We start from the raw sequence: 23,390 nt of genomic DNA on the forward strand, positions 1-23,390 counted from the left end.
ATGGACACCACCGCCCTCGTCCCCGCCGTCGCCTTCCTCGCCGACGCGGCGAGCGCCGACCTGCCCCCCGTGACGCCCAAGCCCACCAGCACCACCGGCCAGCAGGAGACCACCCGCACTCTGTGGCAGTCGCCCGACGGGCTGGTCGAGGTCGGTGTCTGGGAGTGCGACCCCGGCCACTTCACCGCCACCCGCGAGGGCTACGACGAGGTCTGCCAGGTGCTGACCGGATCCGCCACCGTCCGTACCGAGGGCGGTGCGGACGTCGAGCTGCGCCCGGGCGCCACCCTGACCATGCCGGCCGGCTGGCGCGGCACCTGGCAGGTCCACGAGACCCTCCGCAAGGTGTACGTGGTGCGCACCCACGGGGCCGACACATGACCCTCGTCCTGCACGGCGGCCGGGTGTGGACCGGCGATCCGCGGCGCCCCGACGCGACGGCCGTCGCCGTGTCCGGCGGCCGGATCACGGCCGTCGGCACCGACGCCGAGGTACGCCGGGCCGCCGACCGTCCGTCCGAGACGTTCGACCTGGCCGGCCGGACCGTGGTGCCCGGCCTCCAGGACGCGCACATCCATCCGGTCTGGGGCGCCCTGGAGGCGCTGCGCTGCGACCTCACCGGCGCCGCCGACGCCGCGAGCTGCCTCGCGGCCGTCCGCGAGTACGCGGCCGCCCACCCGGGCCGGCCGTGGATCCTGGGCGGCGGCTGGAGCATGGACTGCTTCCCCGGCGGCTGGCCCACCCGGGAACCGCTGGACGCGGTCGTAACGGACCGGCCGGTGTTCCTGCCCAACGCCGACCACCACTCGGCGTGGGTCAACTCGGTGGCACTGGAGCGCGCCGGGATCGACGCGGCCACCCCGGACCCGCCGGCCGGGCGGATCGAGCGCGACGCGGCCGGCCGGCCCACCGGGGTGCTGCACGAGAGCGCCATGGACCTGGTGGCCCGGCTGCTCCCGCAGGACACCGTCGAGGACCAGCTCGCGGCGCTGAGCCACGCGCAGACGCACCTCTTCCGGTACGGCGTCACCGGCTGGCAGGACGCCATCGTCGGCGCCTACGGCGGGGCCGGCGACACGCTCGCCGCCTACCGGCGGGCCGACGCGGAGGGGCTGCTGAGGGCCCGGGTCGTCGGTGCCCTGTGGTGGGACCGCGACCGCGGCCTGGAGCAGCTCGACGACCTGGTGGCGCGGCGCGGCGAGCCCGGCCGCCGCTTCCGGGCCGGTGCGGTGAAGGTGATGCAGGACGGTGTGCTGGAGAACGGCACCGGTGCCCTGCTGGAGCCGTACCTGGATTCCTGCGGGTGCGCCACCGGCAACCTCGGCCACTCCAACGTGCCCGCCGCACTGCTCGCCGAGGCGGTGACCCGGCTGGACGCCGCCGGCTTCCAGGTGCACTTCCACGCGATCGGCGACCGGGCGGTGCGCGAGTGCCTGGACGCGGTCGAGGCCGCGGCCGGTGCCAACGGGGCGCGGCAGCGGCGCCATCACATCGCCCATGTGCAGTTGGTCGACGACGCGGACATCGGCCGCTTCGCCGCGCTGGGGGTGGCGGCCAACGTCCAGTCGCTGTGGGCGAGCCACCACCAGCAAACCGACGAGCTGACCAACCCGCTGCTGGGCGAGGCGCGGGCCGGCCGGCAGTACCCCTTCCGCCGGCTGCTGGACAGCGGCGCGCGGCTCGCCGGGGGCAGCGACTGGCCGGTCACCACGGCCGACCCGTGGCAGGCCATGCACGTCGCCGTGCACCGCACCGAACCGCCCGGTTCGGCGCACGCCGGATGGCCGGGCGCCGACCGCCCGTTCGTGCCCCACGAACGGCTGGAGCTGACTGACATCCTGAGCGCCTACACGGCCGGCTCGGCCTGGGTGAACGGCAACGACGACGAAGTCGGCCTGCTGCGCGAGGGCATGGCCGCGGACCTCGCCGTCCTCGACCGGGACATCCTCGCCCCCGACACCCACGTCTGTGGCACCCGCGCCGTGCTCACCCTGGTCGCGGGGGAGGTCGTCCACGCCGAGTGAGCGGCCGGGCGGCGCGGTGGCGTCGCGGACGGCCCTCCGGCGGTGAGTGGTCTAGACGACATCTGGTTCCTGTGCGAGCGTGACGCCCGGAAGTCTTCGTCCACCTGTGGTCCCGGTGAGTGCTGCCCGGAGAGGAGTGAGGAGGCTCGATCTGCCGTGCGCCAGTGCGGCCGACGGTCAAACCGTCGGCCTCACGGCGTTGTTGAGCACCGCCGGGAACGCCGTCCCAGGTCACCCGTGCGGCAAGGCCGTGCCCCCGGCGCCCCGGACCGGCGGTGCCGACGACGGCCTTCGCCAACGGTGGCACCGCTTAGAGGAATTGGACATCCATGAAGCACGCATCCGTGAAGAACCGCCGTTCGCTGCTCACTTCCTGTCTCCTGGCCGCGGGCCTGACGGCCGGACACCTCGCACTGGTCCCGCAGGCCCACGCCGAACCCGCACGCGCGCCGGGGCAGGGGCTGCCCGCCGTCTCACCGGTCCCGCAGTCCCTCTCCCGCGCCGGGGCCGACGCCGACGTCACCGGGCGGGTGGTCGTCGTCGCCGACGACGGCACAGACACCGCCGCCCGGGACCGTCTCGTGCGCGAGCTGCGGGCCCACGGCGCCGACCGCGTCGACGTCGTCACCCCGGACCGGGCCGTCCCCGCGGGACTGCTCACCGTACGCCTCGGCCCCGCCACCAGACCCGACATCGCCGAGGCACTCGGCGACACCCGCGTTCCCGGACACACCGAGGGGTACGCGCTGCGGGTCGACACGAGCGGGCCGCAGCGCCAGGTCGCGCTCGGCGGCACGGACGCCGCCGGGCAGTTCTACGCCGTGCAGACCCTGCGGCAGCTGTTCGTCCGCGGCGGAGACGAGTGGCGCATCGCGGGCGCCGAGGCAAGTGACCACCCGTCGATGCCGCTGCGGGGCACCATCGAGGGCTTCTACGGTCAGCCGTGGTCCGCCGCCGAACGGCTGGACCAGATGGACTTCTACGGCGACGTCAAGGCCAACACCTACGTCTACGCCCCCAAGGACGACCCGTACCACCGGGACAAGTGGCGCGAGGCGTATCCGGCCGGCAAACTCGCCGAGCTGGGGACCCTGGTGCGGCGCGCGAGCGCCAACCACGTCCGGTTCACCTTCGCGGTCTCCCCGGGCGGGTCCATCTGCTACTCCGACCCGGCGGACCGCGCGGCGCTCAAGGCGAAGCTCCAGGCGGTGTACGACCTGGGCGGGCGGGCCTTCTCCATCCCGCTGGACGACATCAGCTACACCCGGTGGAACTGCGACGGCGACCGGCAGAAGTTCGGCGCGCCGGGGCAGGCCGCCGCCGCCAGGGCGCAGGTGGACCTCCTCAACGACGTCCAGCGCACCTTCGTGGACACCCACGAGGGCACCCAGGCCCTCCAGATGGTGCCCACCGAGTACGGCGACCTGACCGACACCGCGTACAAGCAGACCATGCGGGCCACCCTGGACCCGAAGGTCGTCGTGATGTGGACCGGGACCGACGTCGTCCCGCCCTCCATCACCAACAGCCAGGCGGACGCCGTGTCGAAGCTGTTCGGCCGGAAGGTCTTCGTCTGGGACAACTATCCCGTCAACGACTTCGGCAACACCCGGGGGCGGCTGCTGCTCGCGCCCTACGACAAGCGGGAGGCGGGACTCGGCGACCACCTCAGCGGCATCGTCGCCAACCCCATGAACCAGCCCTACGCCAGCAAGGTCGCGGTGTTCGGAACGGCCGACTTCACCTGGAACGACCGTGCCTACGACGCGGCGTCGAGCTGGCCCCGCGCCCTGTCCTACCTCGCCGGGGGCGACCACGCGGCCGCCGGGGCACTGGCCGTCTTCGCCGACCTGAACCACCTCGCCCCCACGTTCGGCGCGAAGCCGTGGCAGCCGCAGGCCCCGGCGCTCGACGCCCGGGTCAAGCGGTTCTGGCAGGAGTGGGACGCGGGCCGGCGCACCGAGGCACTGGCCGAGCTGCGGGACTACGCCGCCGCCATCGCCGACGCACCCGCCGTCATCCGCGGCGGAGCCGTGGAGCCGGGCTTCGTGGCCGACGCGGAGCCCTGGCTGAAGGCGACCGAGCAGTGGGGGCGGGCGACCATCGCCATGGTCGACGCGCTCGCGGCCCGGCAGGCGGGCGACGCGGACCGTGCGCAGCAGCTGCTCACCACCTCCCGCGACCTCCAGCGCCAGGCGGCGGCCGTACGGGTGGACCCGGCCCGCAACACCTGGGGCAGCGTCCAGCCGAAGATCGGTGACGGCGTCCTGGACACCTTCCTCGTCCAGGCCGACGTGCGCCTCGGCCTGTGGGACGTGGCGGGCGGCACGGAGAACCTGGCCCTGGCGGGCACGGCGACCGCGTCCAGCGTGGAGCAGGACCTCGACCGGCTGGCCGCTCGGTACATCAACGACGGTGACATGGGCACCCGTTGGGCCTCCGGCTACCAGGACGACGCCTGGGCGCAGATCAAGCTCGCCGCACCCGCGAAGGTAGCGGCCGTGACCCTCGCCTGGGAAGCCGCGTGCGCCGAGCGGTACCGGCTGGAGACCTCCGCGGACGGTGTCAGCTGGACCACCGCCGCGACCATGGCCCCGGCCGAGTGCGGAACCGACGTCATCCGGCTGACGGGCGACGAGCCTGTGTCCTACATCCGGATGCAGGGCGTCGAGCGCCGCACGACCTGGGGCTACTCGATCTACGAGATGGCCGTCTACGGCAAGCCGGTGGCCTGAGCCGGGCGGGCCGTGGGCGACTTCGGCAAGGAGTCGCTCACCAGTCGACGGCGCTCACCAGTTGACCGGAAGGGTGAGGGGTGACTTGCTCGGTGAGTCGTCCTCCCAGATGGGGTGGTGGTCTTCGGCCGGACGCAGGTTCGGGAGCCGGTCGAACAGGGCCTCCAGGCACACGGTCATCTGGGCGCGTGCCAGGTGGGAGCCGATGCAGTTGTGTGCTCCGCGGCCGAAGGTGAGGTGGGGGTTGTCCGCGCGGCACAGGTCGAGCCGGTCGGCGTCGGTGAACACGCTCTCGTCGCGGTTGGCCGCGGCGAGGACGGGCAGCACGGCGTCGCCGGCGCGGATCGTCCGGCCGCGCACCTCGATGTCCTCGACGGCCTGGAGGACGACGACGCCGTTCATCACCGGTACATAGCGCAGGAGTTCCTCCACCGCGCCCGGCATGAGGGCGCGGTGGTCGCGCAGGCGTGCGTACGCGCCGGGCACGGTCAGCAGGGTCAGCACCGCGTCGGCCAGGAACATGGTGCTCGTGCGGTAGCCGGCGACCAGCATGGACAGCCCGAAGCTCACCGCGCTCTCGTGGTCCAGAGCGCCGCGCTCGCACGCGCGGACCAGCGGGGTGAGCATGTCGTCGCCGGGCTCGCGCCGCTTCCGGTCGAGCAGCGAGGTGATGTACTCGCGCAGTTGGGAGGTGGCCTCGCGGCCCTCCTCCAGCGTGAGGATGGCCCCGAGCGCGGCGTCCGCCCTGGGCAGGAAGTAGTCGCTGTCCTCGTAGGGGATGCCGACGAGATCGCACATCACCATGACGGGGAACGGCTCCAGGAACCGGACGACCAGGTCGCCGGGCTGGTCGCTGCCGACGAACGGATCGAGCAGCCGGTCGGCCGACCGCCGGATGCGCGGCAGCCTGCTCCGCACGGACCGGACGCTGAACGGCTCGCTCAGGGTTCTGCGCAGGGCGGCGTGCCGGGGGCCCTCCAGCTCCATCATCGTGATCAGGCCCGGCTCGTCACCGGGGACATGGCCAGGGCGGGCCGGCCAGTCGGTGATGCTCGGCCTGATCAGCCGGGCGTCGGCGATCAGTTCCTTGACGTCGTCGTAGCGGGTGGCGTACCAGGCGGTGGCGCCGATCGGCAGCCTGACCTTGGCCAGGGGGCACTCCTGGCGCAGCCGGCGGTACTCCTCGGGCGGGCCCATGGTGCCCGGCGGCGGGAGAGGCAGGTCGATGACGGGCACGTCGACGACGGGTTCCGGAGTTGTGTTCACGGGTGGACCTCCCCTGGTGCCTGCGGGTCGGCTCACCAGCTGACCGGGAGCGTCAGCGGTGACTTGGTGACGGACTGGTCGTCCCAGAGGGGCTGTCGCCCCTCGGCCGGACGCAGTCGCGGGAAGCGGTCGAGCAGTGTCTCCAGTCCCACGGTCAGTTCGGCGCGAGCCAGGTGCGCGCCGACGCAGTTGTGTGCTCCGCGGCCGAAGGCGAGGTGGGGGTTGTCCGCGCGGCACAGGTCGAGCCGGTCGGCGTCGGCGAACACGCTCCCGTCGCGGTTGGCGGAGGCCAGCACGGGGATGACGGCGTCGCCCCGGCGGATGGTCTGCCCGCCCACCTCGATGTCCTCGGTGGCCAGCAGCAGCACGGTGCCGTTCATCACCGGCGTGTACCGCAGGAGTTCCTCCACCGCGCCGGGCATGAGGTCGCGGTGGTCGCGCAGCCGGGCCCAATGGTCCGGCCGTTGCAGCAGGGTGTGCACCGAGTCGGCCAGGAAGAAGCCGCTGATGCCGAAGCCGACCGTGAGCATGGACAGCCCGAAGGCAGTCACCTCGTCGTCGGTCAGTGCCCCGTCCTCGCACTGGCGGACCAGCAGGGTCAGCACGTCGTCGCCGGGCCGGCTCCGCTTCCGCGCGATCAGCTCGGCCACGTACGCGCGCAGCAGGTCGGTGACCCTGCGTCCCTCCTCGGCGGTCACCATGCCGTCCAGGGCGGCGTCCAGGACCGGCAGGAACCAGTCCCGGTCCCGGGAGGGAATGCCCACCAGGTCGCACAGCACGAGCAGCGGGAACGGCTCGGTGAATCCGGCCACCAGGTCGCCGGGAGGGCCGCCTTCCTCGAACTGCTCCAGCAGCCGCTCGGCGAGTTCGCGAACGCGCGGCAGCCGGTCCCGTACGGCCCCGGCGCTGAACGCCGAAGCCACGGACCTGCGCAGCGCCAGGTGCCGGGGGCCGTCCAGTTCCGCCATGGTGACCAGGCTCGGCCCGTCGTCGGCGGCCGGGCCGGGACGGGGCGGCCAGTCGTTGATGGTCGGCCTGACCAGCCGGGGGTCGGCGAGCAGCGCCCGGACGTCCTCGTACCGGGTGACGTACCAGGCGGTCGCGTCCATCAGCAGCCCGACCCTGGCCACGGGGCGGCTCTCGCGCAGCTGCGCGCACCTCTCGGGCGGCCCCATGGTGCCCGGCGGCGGGAGCGGGAAGTCCAGGACGTCGGTCTCGGGGCCGGGTGCCCGCGCGCCGGGTGGCTCTGGGGTCATGCTCACTCCTCCGCTGAGGCGGCGTCGGCTACAGGTTCTCGACCGCGGTCGTTCGACTACGGGCGCTCGATGTAGCCGGTGGCGTAGAAGTACTCCAGATAGCGGTCCAGGAGTTCGGCGTCGACGGGCGGGCAGCGCAGGCCCGTGCCGGCCAGGTCGCGCTCGACGTTGGCCCGCCCCACGGACGGGAAGGTGCCCTCGAAGTACATCTCCTTGACGGACATGTCCGCCTGCTTGCAGCGGTCCACGCACAGGGAGACGAACGGGGCGGTGGGGCTCGTGGGGTGCCGCGCGACATGGCGGACGAGGTCGTCCACCCACTCCTCGTAGGGGAGCCGCCGGATCCGGTGGCCGCCCGCGTCCATCCGGTCGAGCATGTCGCGCAGGCTCGCCGGGCGGGGGTTGGTCATGTGGTACGTCCGGTGGCCGGCGCGGTGCGCGGTGGCGATGTGCACCACCGCCTCGGTGAGGAAGTCCACCGGGACGAAGTCCAGCGGCAGCGGGATGTCGGGGGCCAGCCCGGTCTCGGTGATCGTCTTGAACAGTGAGCAGATCGCGGTGTCGGTGTTGCACGCCCCGGTGCGCCGGTCACCGGTGATCTCGTACGGCCGGTGGACCGCCACCGGCAGGCCCTGGCCGGCGGCGTCGCGCAGCACCTCCTCGGCCACCCACTTGCTCTCGGCGTAGCCCATGGTGAGCTGGTCGGCATGGTCGAGCGGCAGGTCCTCGTCCACGTGCCGTACACCGGCGGTGCCGAAGCCGGCCAGCACCGCGATGGTGGAGAAGAAGTGCACGGGCACGGCGCGTTCGGCCGCCAGGCGTGCGAGCTGCCGGGTCCCCTCCACGTTGGCGCGGCTCAACGCCTCGTACGGGTAGAGGAAGTTGACCTGCGCGGCGGCGTGGATCATCAGGTCGAGGGCGTCGGCCAGCTCCTCGGCGCGGTCCGGTTCCAGACCGAGGCCGGGCTCGGCGAGGTCCGCGGGGAAGCACACGACGCGGTCGGCGGCCTCCGTGGTGGCGAGTTTGAAGCGGGCCAGGTTCCGCATCACCTTCTGCCGGGCGTGCGCGGCGTCGCGGCCGCGCACCGGGCAGTGCACACGGGCGCCGGTGCGACGCAGCAGCCGGTCCAGCAGGAAGGCGCCGACGAAGCCGGAGGCGCCGGTCAGCAGCACCTCCCGGGGGTGCCGCCAGTCCGGTTCCGGACCGCGCGGCGGTGGCAGGGCGAAGCCCAGCCGCGCCTCCGCGCGGAAGTCCACGGTGCCGGCGTCGGGGGCCGCTCGAGCCCGCTGGTCCTCGACCGAGGTGAGGGCGGCGACGGCGGCGGCGAAGTCCTCCAGGGTGGGGGAGCGCAGCAGACTGCGGACCAGGGTGCGGCCGTGCCGGACGTCGAGGCCGAAGGCGGTGAGTGTGCGGGTGACGACCTCGGCCGCCAGCAGGGAGTCGCCGCCGATGTCGAAGAAGCTGTCCCCGGGCGTCGGGTGCACGCCCAGCACCACCTGCCACACCTGCGCCGCCGACTCCTGCGGACCCGGCCCGGGGTGCTGCCCGGGCGCGGGGGCGGTGGCCGTGTCCGCGGCCGCCAGCAGGCGCAGCCGGCGGCGGTCGACCTTGCCCCCCGCGCTCATCGGGAACCGCCCCACCTCCACCAGCCGCGCGGGCACCGCGGCCGCGGGCAGCCACGCCGCGAGACCGCCGCGGATGCGGTCCAGCGGAAGCGCCCGGCCGGGCCGGGCCGGTGTCACGTACCCGATGAGGGTGTCGCCCTCCAGCTCGACGACGGCCTCGCCGACCGCGTCGTCCGCCCGCAGCCGCGCCTCTATCTCGTCCGGCTCGATGCGGTGCCCGCGCAGTTTGATCTGCCGGTCCACCCGCGCCCGGTACTCCAGTACGCCGTCCGCGCGCCGGACCACCCGGTCGCCGGTGCGGTAGAGCCGCGTACCGGGCTCGAAGCGGTTGTCGACGAAGCGCTCGGCGGTCAGCTCGGGGTCGCCGAGGTACCCCAGTGCGAGCCCGTCCCCGCCGACGAGGAGTTCGCCTTCCTCGCCGGCGTCCGCGAGCGTGCCGTCCGCCCGCACCACGTAGCAGGTGGAGTTCTCCAGCGGCCGGCCGATCGGCACCGCCGTCGCCTCGGGAGGCAGACCGTCCACCAGGTGCGCGGTGGAGACCACACTGTTCTCGGTCGGGCCGTAGAAGTTGACCACGGTGGTGTCCGGGCAGGCCGCCACGATCGCGCGGGCCAGCTCCGGGTCCATCGCCTCGCCGCCGGCCGAGGCGAACCGCAGGGACCGCAGGGCCGACGGCCTGGTGCGCCCGATGTGGTGGAACACCCCGGTGGTCAGGTAGGCGATGCTGACCCGCTCGGACAGCAGCCGGGACTCCAGGGCGGCCGGTGACAGCAGCTCCTCCTGATCCGCGATCACCACGCAGGCCCCGGCGAGCAGAGTGGACCAGATCTCGATCGTGGAGGCGTCCGAGGAGAGGCCGTAGGCGTGGAGCACCCGCTCACCGGGCCGAGGCCGCTGCCACACCAGATCGGAGGCGGCCAGCCGGACCACGCCGCAGTGCGGGACCGCCACGGGTTTGGGACGGCCGGTCGAGCCGGAGGTGAACATCACATAGGCGCAGTCCCCGGGGCGTGCCCCGGTTCTCGGGAGCGCGGCCGGCGCGGCCGGCGCCGAGCCGTCCAGGGCGATGCGGGTGCGCACCCGCCGGATGCGGCAGACACTGCCGGGCAGCGTCACCACGGTGTGCACCCCGGCGTCCTCCGCCATCGCCTGGAGCCGCCCGGGCGGGGAGGCGTCGTCGAGCGGGACGTAGGCCGCACCGGTCTTGAGGATGCCCAGAAAGGCGACCAGCGCTTCCAGCGACCGGCCCCCGCACACGCCGACCCCGTCGCCGTGCCGCACCCCGGAGTCGAGCAGCCGGGCGGCCAGTGTGTCGGAGCGGCCTCTCAGCTCGCCGTAGCTGATGCTGCGGCCGTGCTGTACGGAAGCGGTCGCCCGCGGGCGCAGCGCGGCCCGGGAGTCGAACAGCTCATGCAGACAGCGATCGCGCGGGTACCACGCCGTCCCCGCGTTCCACGCCGGCGTCACCGGAAGCGTGATCGGGTCAGTGACCATCGGGATGTCCCGTCTGTGCTGCGCGTGAACCGCTCGCCGCACGGAGGAGGACTAGGTGTCGAACTCGGCGGCGAAGGCGGAGAAGTCGGCCGTCCTCCATCTCTCGGGCCGCATGCGGATGAGGACGTCGTCGACCAGCTGCTCCTGGTTGGCCGCCAGGTACGCCGACGCGGTGTCCGCGTCCAGGTACCGGTGGGCCAGCGCCTCGTGCTCGGCCGGGGGCACCGGATCCTCGACGCCCACGACCGGCCCCTCCACGCTCACGTAGCGGTACGGGGCCGACTCGTCCTGCACGCAGAGGCTGAACCGCCCGGCGGCGCGGACGAGGCGGGCCTTCAGCGTCTTCCGCCCGGTCTCGATCGCCACCAGCCCACCGGGCCGGTAGGAGTACCAGAGCGGGACCAGCAACGGCCCACCGCCGTCACGATGATCGTTCACCCCCAGGATTCCCACGTGGAGGCCGGCAAGGAACTCCTCCCGGGCTTCGACCGACATCCTGAGATCCACGGGTACCACCTCGATCGGGCAGAGAGCCGCGCATGGCATCCTCGGGCGATGCGGGGGCCCTGCGGGTCCCGGCGGCCGAGCCGACGCAGGAGGCCGAAACGGGCCTTGACTTCCAGAGTTCAACAGACCCGGGCGGTTCGCATCCCGGACCCCGGCGAGGTCCTGTATATAAATGTGGAACATCGTATAGACTTCCATAGTCCGCTCTCCTTCCACCGCCCCAGGAGCTCCCCGATGGTGCACGTCCCGACCGGTTTCGCCGGCCGCCACTTCCTCAAGGAGCTGGACTTCACCAAGGAGGAGTTCCGCGCCCTGGTCGGGCTGGCCGCCGAGCTGAAGGCCGCCAAGCGGGCCGGGACCGAGACGCCGTACCTGCGGGGCCGCAACATCGCGCTGATCTTCGAGAAGACCTCGACGCGCACCCGCTGCGCGTTCGAGGTCGCCGCCGCCGACCAGGGCGCCTCGACGACGTATCTCGATCCGTCCGGGTCGCAGATGGGGCACAAGGAGTCCGTGAAGGACACCGCCCGTGTCCTCGGCCGGATGTTCGACGCGATCGAGTACCGGGGCGACAGCCAGGACACGGTCGAGGAGCTGGCCGCGCACGCCGGCGTTCCCGTCTACAACGGACTCACCGACGACTGGCACCCCACGCAGATGCTCGCCGACGTGCTCACCATGACCGAGCACTGCGGCAAGCCGCTGGCGGAGACCGCCTTCGCGTACCTCGGCGACGCCCGCTTCAACATGGGCAACTCCTACCTGGTCACCGGCGCGCTGCTCGGCATGGACGTCCGGCTCGTCGCCCCCAAGAGCTACTGGCCCGCCCAGGGGATCGTCGACCGGGCCCGCGAGCTGGCCGCCGCCGGCGGCGCGCGCATCACCCTCACCGAGTCCCTGGAGGAGGGCGTACGCGACGCCGACTTCGTCGCCACCGACGTCTGGGTCTCCATGGGGGAGCCCAAGGAGGCCTGGGACGAGCGGATCGAGGCCCTGGCCCCGTACGCCGTGACGATGGACGTGCTGCGCGCCACCGGAAACCCGGACGTGAAGTTCCTGCACTGCCTGCCCGCCTTCCACGACCTCGGCACCGAGGTCGGCCGCGGGATCCACGAGCGACACGGCCGCACCTCCCTGGAGGTGACCGACGAGGTCTTCGAGTCGGCCCACTCGGTCGTCTTCGACGAGGCGGAGAACCGGCTGCACACCATCAAGGCGATCATGGTCGCCACCCTGGCCTGACCGGCCGTCCGTCCAAGCCGCGGCCCGGAGCCACCCCTTCCGGCGCCGCAACGCGACCCTTCCCCGAGCTCCCACGAGCAGGGGGCACCCCGCGGTCGCCCCGCACCACCAGAAACGAGCACCACCCCCGCATGTCCGCTCCTCGCATCAAGTCCCCGGCCCTCCTGGTCGCCGAGTCCGGCGCCGACCGCGCGGGCCACGGCCTCAGGCGCACGATGGGCCTGTTCCAGCTCGTCTGCTTCGGCGTCGGCGCGATCGTCGGCACCGGCATCTTCGTCGGCCTGTCCGACTCGGTCGCCCAGGCCGGTCCCGCCGTCGTCGTCTCCTTCGTGCTGGCCGCGATCACCTGCGTGTTCACCGCCTTCTCCTTCGCCGAGCTCGGCGGCGCCATCCCCGTCTCCGGATCCTCGTACTCCTTCGCCTACGCGGGCCTCGGCGAGACCACCGCCTTCCTGGTCGGCTGGTGCCTGCTGCTGGAGTACGGCATCTCGATCTCCGCGGTCGCCGTCGGCTGGAGCCAGTACGTCAACGAGCTGCTGCACAGCCTCACCGGATGGCAGCTCCCGGCCGACCTCTCCGCCGGCCCCGGCGACGGCGGGATCGTCAACCTCCCGGCCGTCCTCGTCATCGCCATGGCCTGCCTGCTGCTGGTGCGCGGCGTGCGCGAGAGCGCCCGGGCGACCGCGGCGATGGCCGTGCTCAAGCTCGCCATCCTCGTCGCCTTCTGCGCCATCGGGTTCTCCGCCTTCAAGCACGGCAACCTCACCCCGTTCTCGCCGGCGGGCCTCGGCGGCATCGGCGCGGGCACCACGGCCGCGTTCTTCTCCTACATCGGCTTCGACGCGATCACCACGGCCGGGGAGGAGGCCAGGAACCCACGCCGGGACATCCCCGTCGCGATCCTCGTCTGCATCGGCCTGGTCACCCTGCTGTACTGCGCGGTCGCGCTCGCCGCGATCGGCGCCATCGGCGGCGGCCAGGTCGGCGGCCGGCCCGCGGCGCTGTCGTACGTCGTCAACTCGGTCACCGGCTCCTCGGTCGGCGGCGCCGTGATCGCCTTCGGCGCGGTCGTCGCCATCGCCTCCGTGGTGCTGACCGTGACGTACGCCCAGTCCCGCATCCTGATGTCGATGTCCCGTGACGGGCTCGTGCCGCCCGTCCTCCAGAAGGTCTCGCCGCGTACCTCGGTGCCCGTCGCCGGCACCCTGATCGTCGGCGTGGTCTTCGCGATCCCCGCCGCGTTCGCGTCGCTGGACGTCGTGGTCAACCTGTGCACCATCGGCACGCTCGCCATCATGGGCGTCGTCAACATCGCCGTGATCACGCTGCGCCGCCGCGAGCCGGGCCTCGCCCGCTCCTTCCGGGTGCCGCTCTACCCGGTGCTGCCGGTGCTCGGCGTCGGCTGCTCCCTGTACCTGATGTACGAGACCGGCTGGACGACCTGGCTCCAGTTCGCCGGCTTCCTCGCGGCCGGGCTGCTGGTGTACGTCGGCTACGGACGCCGGCACTCCCGGCTTGCGGCGCGGGCCGGGGACGCGGAGGTCACGCCGGGCGCAGTCGAGGTGGAACCGCGGACAGCCTGAACCACACCGCCTTGCCCGACGCGGTCGGGCGGTGCCCGCAGGCGGAGCTGAGGGCGCGGATCAGCAGCAGGCCGCGCCCGTGCTCCTGCCAGGGGTCCGGGGCCGCGAGGCCCGGCCGGGTCAGACCGCCGGGCGGGGCCGGGTCCGGGTCGTGCACCTCGACGTGGCAGCCGGCCGGCAGCAGCTCCACCACCAGCTCTATCGGGCCCCGGCCCGCGGTGTGCTCCACGGCGTTCGCGACCAGCTCGGCGGTGAGCAGCTCCGCGGTGTCGCTGTCGGCCGTGTTCTCCAGCTCGGTCAGCGCCGTCCGGACCAGGGCGCGGGCCACGGGCACGGCGGCCGCCGAGTGCGGCAGCGCGACGCGCCAGGACGGAAGGGGCGGCACGAAGTGCCTCCGTGAGGGGCGGTGGCCGGGCGACGGGTGGGCTGGGGCTGAAGGGGGTTCGTGCAAGGTGTGTCCGTTCGTGGCGGGGGGCGTCCCGGTGATGACCATCAGGTTGTCCCGCTTTCAACGAGGGGAATGGTACGGGGGCCGTTCGCGGGGACTTTCAGCGGCCTCGCCTTCGGGGCCGCCGGGCCCGGCACGGTCGGCCTACCCGCAGCGACGGCCGTCCTCCCACGGCCACTCCCGTCGTTACCGCCCTGTCGACGAGCTGTGGCCAAGTGACGGGTACCGGTCACAGCGGCGCGACTATATCGCGCACTCGTGACGACAGTCATGAACAGGTGATAACTTCGGGGGAGAGCCGTCGAGGCAGAGGCCGGCCCAGTGAGACCGAGGCCCAGCGCGGCAGAGGTTCGTGGCAGTCCCCGAGGAGGCCCCACGTCATGAGTCCCTTCACCGGCTCCACCGACCGCACCGCCCACTGGCGCCATCTGCGCGTCGAGCGCGCCGACGGCGTCGCCACGGTCACCCTCGCCCGGCCCGACAAGCTCAACGCGCTCACCTTCGGCGCCTACGCCGACCTGCGCGACCTGCTCGCCGAACTGTCCCGCGAGCGGGCCGTGCGCGCCCTGGTGCTGGCCGGCGAGGGCCGCGGTTTCTGCTCCGGCGGCGACGTGGACGAGATCATCGGCGCCACCCTGAGCATGAACACGTCCGAGCTGCTCGACTTCAACCGGATGACCGGGCAGGTCGTGCGGGCCGTACGGGAGTGCCCGTTCCCGGTGATCGCGGCGGTGCACGGGGTGGCGGCCGGAGCGGGAGCGGTCCTGGCCCTGGCGGCGGACTTCCGGGTCGCGGACCCCACCGCCCGTTTCGCCTTCCTCTTCACCCGCGTCGGCCTGTCCGGCGGCGACATGGGCGCCGCCTATCTGCTGCCCCGGGTGGTCGGGCTCGGCCACGCCACCCGGCTGCTGATGCTCGGCGAGCCGGTGCGGGCGGCCGAGGCCGAGCGGATCGGCTTGATCAGCCACCTCACCGACGAGGGCAGCGCCGACGAGGCCGCGCGGTCCCTGGCCCGCAGGCTTGCCGACGGCCCCGCCCTCGCCCACGCCCAGACCAAGGCCCTGCTCACCGCCGAACTGGACATGCCCCTGTCCGCCGCGGTCGAACTGGACGCCTCCACCCAGGCCCTGCTGATGAACGGCGAGGACTACGCCGAGTTCCACGCGGCCTTCACCGAGAAGCGCCCGCCGAAGTGGCGGGGGAGGTGACCGGGGGTGACCGGTGCCATGAGGGTCGCGGTCATCGGCGGCGGACCCGGGGGCCTGTACGCCGCGGCCCTGCTCAAACGGCTCGACCCGGCCCGTGAGATCACCGTCTGGGAGCGCAACGCGCCCGACGACACCTTCGGGTTCGGTGTCGTGCTCTCCGACGAGACGCTCGGCGGCATCGAACACGCCGACCCGGTGGTGTACGAGGCCCTGCGCCGGGAGTTCGTGCGCTGGGACGACATCGACATCGTGCACCGGGGCGTCCGGCACACCTCCGGCGGCCACGGCTTCGCCGCGCTCGGCAGACGGCGCCTGCTGCGCATCCTGCACGAACGCTGCCGCGCGCTCGGCGTCGAACTGCGCTTTTGCACCGAGGCGCCGGACCCGGAGCGGCTGACGCGGACGTACGACCTGGTCGTCGCCGCCGATGGCGTGCACAGCGCCACCCGCGAGGCCTGCGCCCACGTCTTCCGGCCCCGGGTGACCGGCCACCGCTGCCGCTACATCTGGCTCGCCGCCGACTTCGCCCTCGACGCCTTCCGCTTCGAGATCGCCGAGACCGAGCACGGCGTGACGCAACTGCACGGCTATCCGTACGCGCCGGACGCCTCGACCGTCATCGTCGAGATGCGCGAGGAGGTGTGGCGCGCGGCCGGTTTCGACGCCATGGACGAGCAGGAGTCCGTGGAGCGCTGCGCCAAGATCTTCGCGGACGCGCTCGGCGGGCGGCCGCTGCGCTCCAACAAGTCCGCGTGGACCACCTTCCGCACGGTCGTCACCGAGCGCTGGTCGCACGGCAACCTGGTGCTGCTCGGCGACGCCGCCCACACCGCCCACTTCTCCATCGGCTCCGGCACCAAGCTCGCCGTCGAGGACGCCCTCGCGCTCGCCGCCTGCCTGGACGAACAGCCGTCCCTGACCGAGGCACTCACCGCCTACGAGGAGGAACGCAAACCGGTCGTCGCCTCCACCCAGCGCGCGGCCCGGGCCAGCCTCGAGTGGTTCGAGAACCTGGACCGCTACCTCGGGCAGCCGCCCCGCCAGTTCGCCTTCAACCTGCTCACCCGCAGCCGCCGCGTCACCCACGACAACCTCCGGCTGCGCGATCCCCGCTTCACCGACGCCGTGGAGCGCGAGTTCGGCTGCCCGCCCGGGACGCCGCCGATGTTCACCCCGTTCCGGCTGCGCGGACTGACCCTGCGCAACCGGGTCGTCGTCTCACCCATGGACATGTACTCGGCCGCCGACGGCGTCCCCGGCGACTTCCACCTCGTCCACCTGGGCGCCCGGGCGCTCGGCGGCGCGGGCCTGGTCATGACCGAGATGGTCTGCGTCAGCCCTGAGGGCCGGATCACCCCGGGCTGCGCCGGCCTGTGGACCGGGCGGCAGGCCGAGGCCTGGCGGCGGATCACCGACTTCGTGCACGGGCAGGCCCCGGACACCGCGATCGGCGTGCAACTCGGCCACAGCGGACGCAAGGGCTCGACCAGGCTGATGTGGGAGGGCATGGACGAGCCGCTGCCGGAGGGCAACTGGCCGCTGGTGGCCGCATCCCCGCTGCCGTACCGGCCGGACAGCCGGATCCCGCGCCGGCTCACCCGGGCCCAGCTCACCGACATCCGCGAGCAGTTCACCACCGCCGCCTGGCGTGCCGCCCGGGCCGGCTTCGACCTGCTCGAACTGCACTGCGCCCACGGCTATCTGCTCTCCGGCTTCCTCTCCCCGCTGACCAACCAGCGCACCGACGCCTACGGCGGCTCACTGGACAAGCGGCTGCGTTTCCCGCTGGAGGTCTTCGACGCCGTACGCGGAGTGTGGCCCGAGGAGCGCCCGATGACCGTGCGCGTCTCCGCCACCGACTGGGCCGAGGGCGGTACGACCGCCGCCGAGGCCGTGGAGATCGCCCGCGCCTTCGCCGCGCACGGCGCCGACGCGATCGACGTGTCGACCGGACAGGTGGTCGCCGACGAACGCCCCGAGTTCGGGCGGTCGTACCAGACGCCGTTCGCCGACCGGATCCGCCACGAGGCGGGCGTACCGGTGATCGCGGTCGGCGCGATCTCCTCCTGGGACGATGTCAACTCCCTGATCCTGGCGGGGCGCACGGACCTGTGCGCGCTCGCCCGCCCGCACCTGTACGACCCGCACTGGACGCTGCACGCGGCCGCCGAGCAGGGCTACGCGGGCCCGGCCGCCGTCTGGCCCGCGCCCTACCGGGCGGGCAGCCGCCGCCCGCAGACGGGCCGTACGGACGCGCCCAAGCCGCGCCTGGCACTGGGTGGTTGACCGGCGTCAGAGCCCGGCGAACTCGGCCCCCGCGTCCCGCAGCCGCTCGTGCAGTCCCTGGAAGACGGCGGCCGAGCGGGCACCGGGCCAGTCGGCGGGCAGCAGCCGGGCGGGCAGGCCCGGGTCTGCGTAGGGCAGGTGGCGCCAGGAGTCCAGGGCGAGGAGGTAGTCGCGGTAGGCCTCCTCCGGCGGGGTGTCCGCGCGCTTCTCCCAGGCGCGCAGCACGCGCGCGTGCCGGTCCAGGAACGCCTCGTGCTGCTCGGCGATCGCCGCCAGGTCCCACCACCGGCCGACCGCCTCCGCGGTCGGCGTGAAGCCCAGGTGCTCGCCGCGGAAGAAGTCCACGTACGGGTCCAGGTCCAGCCGCCGCAGCGTGTGCCGGGTCTCCTCGTACAGACGGGCCGGGGCGATCCACACGCCGGGCGCCGCCGTGCCGAAACCGAGCCCGGCCAGCCGGGAGCGCAGCACGTGCCGCTTGTTGCGCTCCGACTCGGGCACGGAGAACACGGCGAGCACCCAGTCCTCGTCCCCCGGCTGCGCCGTGGCATAGATACGGCGGTCGCCGTCGTCGAGCAACTGCCGGGCCTCGGGGGACAGTTCGTATCCCGCCGCGCCCTGTGCCGTACGGGCGGGCAGCAGCAGCCCGCGCCGCTTGAGCCGCGACACCGAGGAGCGCACGGACGGCGCGTCCACCCCCACGGCGGCCAGCAGCCGGATCAGCTCGGCGACGGGCACGGGGCCGGGCGCGAAGCGGCCGTAGGCGCCGTAGAGCGTGACGATGAGGGACCTCGGGGCATGTAGCGCCTGCTGCTCGGACACGTTGATCATTTTAGGTCTTCGGCATCACCGCTGGTCACCGACGCCGCTGTGGGCCGTCACCGCTGGGCACCGTCACGGTTGATCACCTCACCGCTGTGCGGCGTCACCGCTGAACGCCGTCGGCGCGCAGCCGGAACCGCTGGAGCTTGCCGGTGGCCGTGCGCGGCAGCGCGTCCAGGAAAGCGATCTCGCGCGGGCACTTGTACGGGGCCAGCTCGGACTTGAGGTACGCGCGCAGCGCCTCCGCGTCCCGCCCCGCGCCCTGCCTCAGGACGGCGTAGGCGACCACGACCTGCCCGCGATCCTCGTCGGGCCGCCCGACGACCGCCGCCTCGACCACGTCCGGGTGGCGCAGCAGGGCGTCCTCGACCTCCGGACCGGCGATGTTGTACCCGGCCGAGATGATCATGTCGTCGGCGCGGGCGACGTAACGGAAGTAGCCGTCGGGCTCGCGGACGTAGGTGTCGCCGGTGACGTTCCAGCCCCCTCGCACGTACACGCGTTGCCGGGGGTCGGCGAGGTAGCGGCAGCCGACCGGCCCCTGGACGGCGAGCAGCCCCGGCACTCCGTCCGGCACCGGCTCGCCGTGCTCGTCCTGCACGCGCGCGTGCCACCCCGGTACGGGCACTCCGGTCGTGCCGGGCCGGACGTCCTCGTCCGCCGCCGAGATGAAGATGTGCAGCAGCTCGGTGGCGCCGATGCCGTTGACGATGCGCAGCCCGGTCCGCTCGTGCCAGGCGTGCCAGGTGGCCGCGGGGAGGTTCTCCCCGGCGGACACACACCGCCGCAGGGAGGAGATGTCGTGCGAGTCGAGTTCGTCGAGCATCGCGCGGTAGGCGGTGGGGGCGGTGAACAGCACGGACACCCGGTGCTCGGCGATCGCGGGCAACAGCTGCCGTGGGTGGGCCTGTTCGAGCAGGAGCGCGCAGGCGCCGGCGCGCATCGGGAAGACCACGAGCCCGCCGAGCCCGAAGGTGAACCCGAGCGGGGGACTGCCCGCGAACACGTCGTCCGCGTGCGGCCTGAGCACATGTCTGGAGAAGGTGTCCGCGATGGCCAGCACGTCCCGGTGGAAGTGGACGCAGCCCTTGGGCCGCCCGGTGGTGCCCGAGGTGAACGCGATGAGCGCGACGTCGTCGGCGGCGGTGTCCACGGCCGGGTACGGCGTGCCGGGCGCCGGGCGGCGCAGCAGGTCGTCGGGGGAGTCACCGCCGTAGGTGGCCACGGCGAGCCCGGGTACCTCGGCCTTGGCCAGGTCGTCGACGCACCGGACGTCGCACAGCGCGTGCCGGACCCGGGCGATCTCGCACATCGTGCGCAGCTCGTGCGGGCGCTGCTGGGCCAGCACGGTGACGGCGACCGCGCCGGTCTTCAGCACGGCCAGCCAGCAGGCCGCCAGCCAGGGCGTGGTAGGGCCGCGCAGCAGGACGCGGTTGCCGGGGACGACGCCGAGGTCGCCGGTCAGGACGTGCGCGATGCGGTCGACGCGGGCGCGCAGATCGCCGTAGGTCCACGTCTCCCCGGCGGGAGTACGGAACACGGAACGCCCGGCATCAGCGTGGTCCAGCAGCTCGGCGGCGCAGTTCAGCCGGTCGGGGTAGCGCAGCTCGGGCAGGTCGAAGCGGAGCTCGGGCCACTGGTCCGGGGGCGGGAGGTGGTCGCGCGCGAAGGTGTCGACGTGGGCCGAGGCCGTCGGCGGCCGGGTGTCGGTCCTGCTCGGGTCCATGGCGGGTCGCCCCCTTGTCGTGGTGGGCTCGCACAGGGAGCGTATCGCGTTGGTGACGACAGTCAATGCTACGCGATACGGTGACCGTGCCCCGGTTGGTTGCCTGGGAAGGATCCTGGAGCAGGGAGGACCGGCGAATGCCCGCATACTCGCTCGAACCGGAACAGGCGGCCCGGTGCGCCGAGTTGCGCGCCCTGGCCGCCGACCGGCTGCGCCCGCTCGCGGACAAGGGCGAGCCGGGTCATGTCAACCGTGAGCTGCTCACCGAACTTGGCCGGCTCGGCCTGCTGGAGCGTCTGTTCACCGCGGGCGCGCTGGACCTGTGCCTGATGCGGGAGTCCCTGGCTTACGCCTGCACCGAGGCCGAGACGGCCCTCGCCCTCCAGGGCCTCGGCGCCCACCCCGTCCATGCCCATGGCACACCGGCCCAGCGCGCCCACTGGCTGCCGCGGGTGACGGACGGCAGCGCGGTGGCGGCCTTCGCCCTGAGCGAGCCGGGCGCGGGCTCGGACGCGGCGGCACTGGCGCTGGCGGCCCGCCCGGACGGACCCTCCCGCTGGCGGCTCACCGGCGAGAAGTGCTGGATCTCCAACGCCCCCGAGGCCGACTTCTACACCGTCTTCGCGCGTACGACACCGGACGCGGGCTCCCGTGGCGTGACCGCGTTCCTCGTAACCGCCGACCGCCCGGGACTCACCGGCACCGCACTGGAGATGCTCTCCCCGCACCCCATCGGCGCGCTCGACTTCGACGGCGTTCCCGTCACGGCCGAGGACGTGATCGGCGAGACCGACCGCGGCTTCCGGGTGGCCATGGGCACCCTCAACCTGTTCCGCCCCAGCGTCGGCGCCTTCGCGGTGGGCATGGCGCAGGCGGCGCTGGACGCGGCGCTGGCCCACACCGCCCGCCGGGACGCCTTCGGCGGCAAGCTGAGAGACCTTCAGTCAGTCGCCCACCAGGTCGCCGAGATGGCCCTGCGCACGGAGGCGGCCCGCCTGATGGTGTACGCGGCGGCGACGGCGTACGACGACGGCGCCCTCGACGTTCCCAAGCGCTCCGCCATGGCGAAGCTGCTCGCCACCGAGACCGCGCAGTACGCCGTCGACACCGCCGTCCAGCTGCACGGCGCCCGCGCCCTGCGCCGCGGCCACCTCCTCGAACACCTCTACCGCGAGGTGCGCGCGCCCCGCATCTACGAAGGGGCGAGCGAGGTGCAGCGGGAGATCATCGCCAAGGAGCTGTACGCCGAGCAGCACACGACCAGGGAGGCCCCGTGACCACCGAGCGCGTCAACCCGCCCGAACTGTCCCCGCCCTCCGGCTTCTCCCACGCGGTGGTCGCCACCGGCTCCCGGCTGGTGTTCCTGGCGGGCCAGACGGCACTCGACGCCGACGGCAAGGTGGTCGGCGACAGCCTCCCCGGGCAGTTCGAACGAGCCCTCACCAACCTGCTCACCGCCCTGCGCGCGGCCGGCGGCACCCCCGCCGACCTCGCCCGCGTCACGGTCTACGCCACCGACCTCGCCGCCTACCGCGCTCACGCCCCTCGACTGGGCCGTCTCTGGAAGAAGCTGGCCGGCCACGACTACCCGGCGATGGCGGTCGTGGAAGTCGTCCGCCTGTGGGACGAACAGGCGCTGGTGGAACTCGACGGCTTCGCGGTCCTCCCCTGAAGCGGACTCGCCACCACGGCACGTCGCCGTGATCGGCGCCGGTCCGACCGCGAGCGCTGGGGGCCTGGAACCACGGCAAGGTCGGGGTCGAGGGTGAGACCCGCTGCTTCGTCACCTACTACCTGGGCCGGCTGCACGACTTCACCGCCGAGCACGACTACTTCGTCACGCTCGACCCGGCGCGCCCGCCGGCGCCGGAGACGGTCATCGCCTCGTTCGACCACACCCACCCCATCATCGACGTGCCGCCGTGCGAGAGCCAGAGCCGGATCCACGCGGCCAACGAGGGCACCCGAGTGAAGCCGTGCGGGTCCTACTTCCACTCCAAGGAGCTGGGGCAAGGCCTCGGGTGCCAACAACACCGTCCGCGAGATCGGCGGTGCACTCGGCACCGCCGCCCTGAGCAGCGTCTTCCTCCACTACGGAAGCCCTCGCAGCGCCCAGGAGTTCGTCGAAGGCATGCGCCCGGCGATCTGGATCGGTGTCGCCGTGGTGTTCGTCGGCGCCCTGTGCGCGCTGGCCATCCCCCGGAAGGCACCGGACGCACAGCAGCCCGCCGTGGTTGACGCACAGGAGAGCGAGCTGAGCCCGAGTTCGGTCGGCCCGTGAATTCGGCCGCCGTTCCGAGACCCTGCCCGAGCAGTTCGAGCGGGCGCTCACCAACCTGCCGACCGCGCTCGCGGCGGCCGGCGGCAGCACCGCGTCGGACCCGGCCAGGGTCACCGTGTACCACCACGGATGTCGCCGCCTACCGCGTCCACGCCGCCGGACTCGGCCGTGTGTGGCGCCGGCCGGCCGACCGTGACTGTCCCGCGATGGCGATGGTCGGGATCGTACGGCTGTGGGACGAGCGTGCCCTGGTCGAACTCGACGGCTTCGCGGTGCTGGGCGACGGCTGATCAGGCGGTGTCGGCCAAGTGGTCGACGGGCACGCGCCGCCGAAGAGTGATGATCACGGCCATCCCCAAGGGCGCCGGGTACGAGTGGAAGCTCCTGTCCCAGCCACCCGGGAGGTTCTTCTTCCATGCCCCTGCGTCCCGTTCTCGGAGCCCTGGCCGCGGCGGCGGCCACCGTGCTCATGCTGAGCACGCCCGCCACCGCCGCTCCGGGCGACAACGTGACCATCGACCGGACGGCCCGCCTGTCGGTGGACGGCACCGTCACCGTCTCCGGCACCTACCGCTGCGTCGACGCCAACGGCCCGGTCTTCGTCGGCGCCGCCATCAGCCAGGACCCCTCGGCCACCCGGTACGGCATCGGCGGCACCCGCGCCGTGTGCGACGGCGCCTACCACCGCTGGCAGAACTCCGGCACCGTGACGCCGAACCGGCTCGCGCCCGGCCCGGCCCGCGTGGAGGCCGCCCTCGTGGAACTGCGCCCCCACAGCGGCCTGCCGCTGCCGCACTTCCACGCCTCGCGCGAGCAGGACGTGACGCTCCTCGCGGACTGAGCCCCCGCCTGGTCGCCCGGCACCCCAGGGGGCCGGGCAACCAGGCGTA

The 23,390-nt window shown here is 73.2% G+C and carries 18 protein-coding genes and 1 pseudogene; 12 read left to right on the plus strand and 7 right to left on the minus strand.

Annotated features, from left to right (window positions below):
• The 3 genes from ACFY4A_RS03610 (at window position 1) to ACFY4A_RS03620 (ending at window position 4,759) form a co-directional block, all read left to right on the plus strand.
• Window positions 1-381 carry a cupin domain-containing protein gene (locus tag ACFY4A_RS03610; protein WP_390827785.1) on the plus strand — a complete coding sequence of 127 codons (381 nt, stop codon included), beginning with the start codon at window positions 1-3 and terminating at the stop codon, window positions 379-381.
• Window positions 378-2,024, plus strand: coding sequence for an amidohydrolase (locus ACFY4A_RS03615; protein WP_390827786.1), 1,647 nt, complete (start codon window positions 378-380; stop codon window positions 2,022-2,024). Before ACFY4A_RS03610 ends, ACFY4A_RS03615 begins: the two co-directional genes overlap by 4 nt.
• Window positions 2,025-2,353: 329 nt before the next feature.
• Window positions 2,354-4,759, plus strand: coding sequence for a beta-N-acetylglucosaminidase domain-containing protein (locus ACFY4A_RS03620; RefSeq protein ID WP_390827787.1), 2,406 nt, complete (start codon window positions 2,354-2,356; stop codon window positions 4,757-4,759).
• Window positions 4,760-4,813: 54 nt separating this feature from the next.
• Here ACFY4A_RS03620 and ACFY4A_RS03625 read toward each other — a convergent pair whose 3' ends face one another.
• The 4 genes from ACFY4A_RS03625 to ACFY4A_RS03640 are packed head-to-tail and all read right to left on the minus strand — an operon-like array spanning window position 4,814 to window position 10,907.
• Window positions 4,814-6,025 carry a cytochrome P450 gene (locus ACFY4A_RS03625; protein ID WP_390827788.1) on the minus strand — a complete coding sequence of 404 codons (1,212 nt, stop codon included), beginning with the start codon at window positions 6,023-6,025 and terminating at the stop codon, window positions 4,814-4,816.
• A gap of 32 nt (window positions 6,026-6,057) precedes the next feature.
• Complete coding sequence (locus tag ACFY4A_RS03630) at window positions 6,058-7,281, minus strand: cytochrome P450 (protein WP_390827789.1); 1,224 nt, start codon at window positions 7,279-7,281, stop codon at window positions 6,058-6,060.
• A gap of 56 nt (window positions 7,282-7,337) precedes the next feature.
• Window positions 7,338-10,400, minus strand: coding sequence for an amino acid adenylation domain-containing protein (locus tag ACFY4A_RS03635; RefSeq protein WP_390827790.1), 3,063 nt, complete (start codon window positions 10,398-10,400; stop codon window positions 7,338-7,340).
• A 51-nt stretch (window positions 10,401-10,451) separates the two neighbouring features.
• Entirely contained in the window at window positions 10,452-10,907 is a 456-nt protein-coding gene (locus ACFY4A_RS03640; RefSeq protein WP_390827791.1) for a pyridoxamine 5'-phosphate oxidase family protein, read from the minus strand.
• 234 nt (window positions 10,908-11,141) lie between these two features.
• Between ACFY4A_RS03640 and argF the strand changes: the two genes are divergently transcribed.
• Both argF and ACFY4A_RS03650 read left to right on the plus strand, forming a co-directional pair.
• On the plus strand, window positions 11,142-12,149 hold the full coding sequence (argF, locus tag ACFY4A_RS03645; RefSeq protein WP_390827792.1) for an ornithine carbamoyltransferase: 1,008 nt from the start codon (window positions 11,142-11,144) through the stop codon (window positions 12,147-12,149).
• 131 nt (window positions 12,150-12,280) lie between these two features.
• Entirely contained in the window at window positions 12,281-13,732 is a 1,452-nt protein-coding gene (locus ACFY4A_RS03650) for an amino acid permease (protein ID WP_390827793.1), read from the plus strand.
• On the opposite strand, the gene ACFY4A_RS03655 is transcribed toward ACFY4A_RS03650, so the two are convergent.
• A complete protein-coding gene (locus ACFY4A_RS03655; protein WP_390827794.1) occupies window positions 13,692-14,225 on the minus strand; it encodes an ATP-binding protein in 534 nt (177 codons plus the stop codon). The two genes, ACFY4A_RS03650 and ACFY4A_RS03655, sit on opposite strands and share 41 nt — an antisense overlap.
• A 335-nt stretch (window positions 14,226-14,560) precedes the next feature.
• Between ACFY4A_RS03655 and ACFY4A_RS03660 the strand changes: the two genes are divergently transcribed.
• On the plus strand, window positions 14,561-15,388 hold the full coding sequence (locus ACFY4A_RS03660; protein WP_390827795.1) for an enoyl-CoA hydratase family protein: 828 nt from the start codon (window positions 14,561-14,563) through the stop codon (window positions 15,386-15,388).
• Between the two features lie 18 nt (window positions 15,389-15,406).
• Window positions 15,407-17,674 carry a bifunctional salicylyl-CoA 5-hydroxylase/oxidoreductase gene (locus ACFY4A_RS03665; RefSeq protein WP_390827946.1) on the plus strand — a complete coding sequence of 756 codons (2,268 nt, stop codon included), beginning with the start codon at window positions 15,407-15,409 and terminating at the stop codon, window positions 17,672-17,674.
• Between the two features lie 6 nt (window positions 17,675-17,680).
• Here ACFY4A_RS03665 and ACFY4A_RS03670 read toward each other — a convergent pair whose 3' ends face one another.
• Together ACFY4A_RS03670 and ACFY4A_RS03675 are read right to left on the minus strand one after the other, a co-directional pair.
• Window positions 17,681-18,502: a PaaX family transcriptional regulator C-terminal domain-containing protein gene (locus tag ACFY4A_RS03670; protein WP_390827796.1), complete on the minus strand. Its 822-nt coding sequence runs from the start codon at window positions 18,500-18,502 to the stop codon at window positions 17,681-17,683.
• 94 nt (window positions 18,503-18,596) lie between these two features.
• Complete coding sequence (locus tag ACFY4A_RS03675) at window positions 18,597-20,219, minus strand: AMP-binding protein (RefSeq protein WP_390827797.1); 1,623 nt, start codon at window positions 20,217-20,219, stop codon at window positions 18,597-18,599.
• Between the two features lie 137 nt (window positions 20,220-20,356).
• On the opposite strand from ACFY4A_RS03675, the gene ACFY4A_RS03680 reads away from it, so the two are divergent.
• The 5 genes and pseudogenes from ACFY4A_RS03680 (at window position 20,357) to ACFY4A_RS03700 (ending at window position 23,341) form a co-directional block, all read left to right on the plus strand.
• Entirely contained in the window at window positions 20,357-21,496 is a 1,140-nt protein-coding gene (locus tag ACFY4A_RS03680) for an acyl-CoA dehydrogenase family protein (RefSeq protein ID WP_390827798.1), read from the plus strand.
• The gene (locus ACFY4A_RS03685) at window positions 21,493-21,891 is read left to right on the plus strand and encodes a RidA family protein (protein ID WP_390827799.1); all 399 of its coding nucleotides are present in this window, start codon (window positions 21,493-21,495) and stop codon (window positions 21,889-21,891) included. The genes ACFY4A_RS03680 and ACFY4A_RS03685 overlap by 4 nt, the downstream gene beginning before the upstream one ends.
• Before the next feature lie 459 nt (window positions 21,892-22,350).
• Entirely contained in the window at window positions 22,351-22,500 is a 150-nt protein-coding gene (locus tag ACFY4A_RS03690) for a hypothetical protein (protein WP_390827800.1), read from the plus strand.
• A gap of 16 nt (window positions 22,501-22,516) precedes the next feature.
• Window positions 22,517-22,790: pseudogene (locus ACFY4A_RS03695) on the plus strand (RidA family protein); the annotation flags it as partial.
• Window positions 22,791-22,915: 125 nt separating this feature from the next.
• Window positions 22,916-23,341, plus strand: coding sequence for a DUF6299 family protein (locus tag ACFY4A_RS03700; RefSeq protein WP_390827801.1), 426 nt, complete (start codon window positions 22,916-22,918; stop codon window positions 23,339-23,341).
• Window positions 23,342-23,390: the final 49 nt, after the last annotated feature.

Source organism: Streptomyces sp. NPDC001292 (assembly GCF_042896465.1).
In the GTDB taxonomy this organism is placed as follows: domain Bacteria; phylum Actinomycetota; class Actinomycetes; order Streptomycetales; family Streptomycetaceae; genus Streptomyces.

Coding starts and splice junctions, on each gene's coding strand:
- ACFY4A_RS03610 (WP_390827785.1), top strand. CDS start 1: ATGGACACCACCGCCCTCGTCCCCGCCGTCGCCTTCCTCGCCGACGCG.
- ACFY4A_RS03615 (WP_390827786.1), top strand. CDS start 378: ATGACCCTCGTCCTGCACGGCGGCCGGGTGTGGACCGGCGATCCGCGG.
- ACFY4A_RS03620 (WP_390827787.1), top strand. CDS start 2,354: ATGAAGCACGCATCCGTGAAGAACCGCCGTTCGCTGCTCACTTCCTGT.
- ACFY4A_RS03630 (WP_390827789.1), bottom strand. CDS start 7,281: ATGACCCCAGAGCCACCCGGCGCGCGGGCACCCGGCCCCGAGACCGAC.
- ACFY4A_RS03635 (WP_390827790.1), bottom strand. CDS start 10,400: ATGGTCACTGACCCGATCACGCTTCCGGTGACGCCGGCGTGGAACGCG.
- argF (WP_390827792.1), top strand. CDS start 11,142: ATGGTGCACGTCCCGACCGGTTTCGCCGGCCGCCACTTCCTCAAGGAG.
- ACFY4A_RS03650 (WP_390827793.1), top strand. CDS start 12,281: ATGTCCGCTCCTCGCATCAAGTCCCCGGCCCTCCTGGTCGCCGAGTCC.
- ACFY4A_RS03655 (WP_390827794.1), bottom strand. CDS start 14,225: ATGGTCATCACCGGGACGCCCCCCGCCACGAACGGACACACCTTGCAC.
- ACFY4A_RS03660 (WP_390827795.1), top strand. CDS start 14,561: ATGAGTCCCTTCACCGGCTCCACCGACCGCACCGCCCACTGGCGCCAT.
- ACFY4A_RS03665 (WP_390827946.1), top strand. CDS start 15,407: ATGAGGGTCGCGGTCATCGGCGGCGGACCCGGGGGCCTGTACGCCGCG.
- ACFY4A_RS03670 (WP_390827796.1), bottom strand. CDS start 18,502: ATGATCAACGTGTCCGAGCAGCAGGCGCTACATGCCCCGAGGTCCCTC.
- ACFY4A_RS03675 (WP_390827797.1), bottom strand. CDS start 20,219: ATGGACCCGAGCAGGACCGACACCCGGCCGCCGACGGCCTCGGCCCAC.
- ACFY4A_RS03680 (WP_390827798.1), top strand. CDS start 20,357: ATGCCCGCATACTCGCTCGAACCGGAACAGGCGGCCCGGTGCGCCGAG.
- ACFY4A_RS03690 (WP_390827800.1), top strand. CDS start 22,351: ATGCGCCCGGCGATCTGGATCGGTGTCGCCGTGGTGTTCGTCGGCGCC.
- ACFY4A_RS03700 (WP_390827801.1), top strand. CDS start 22,916: ATGCCCCTGCGTCCCGTTCTCGGAGCCCTGGCCGCGGCGGCGGCCACC.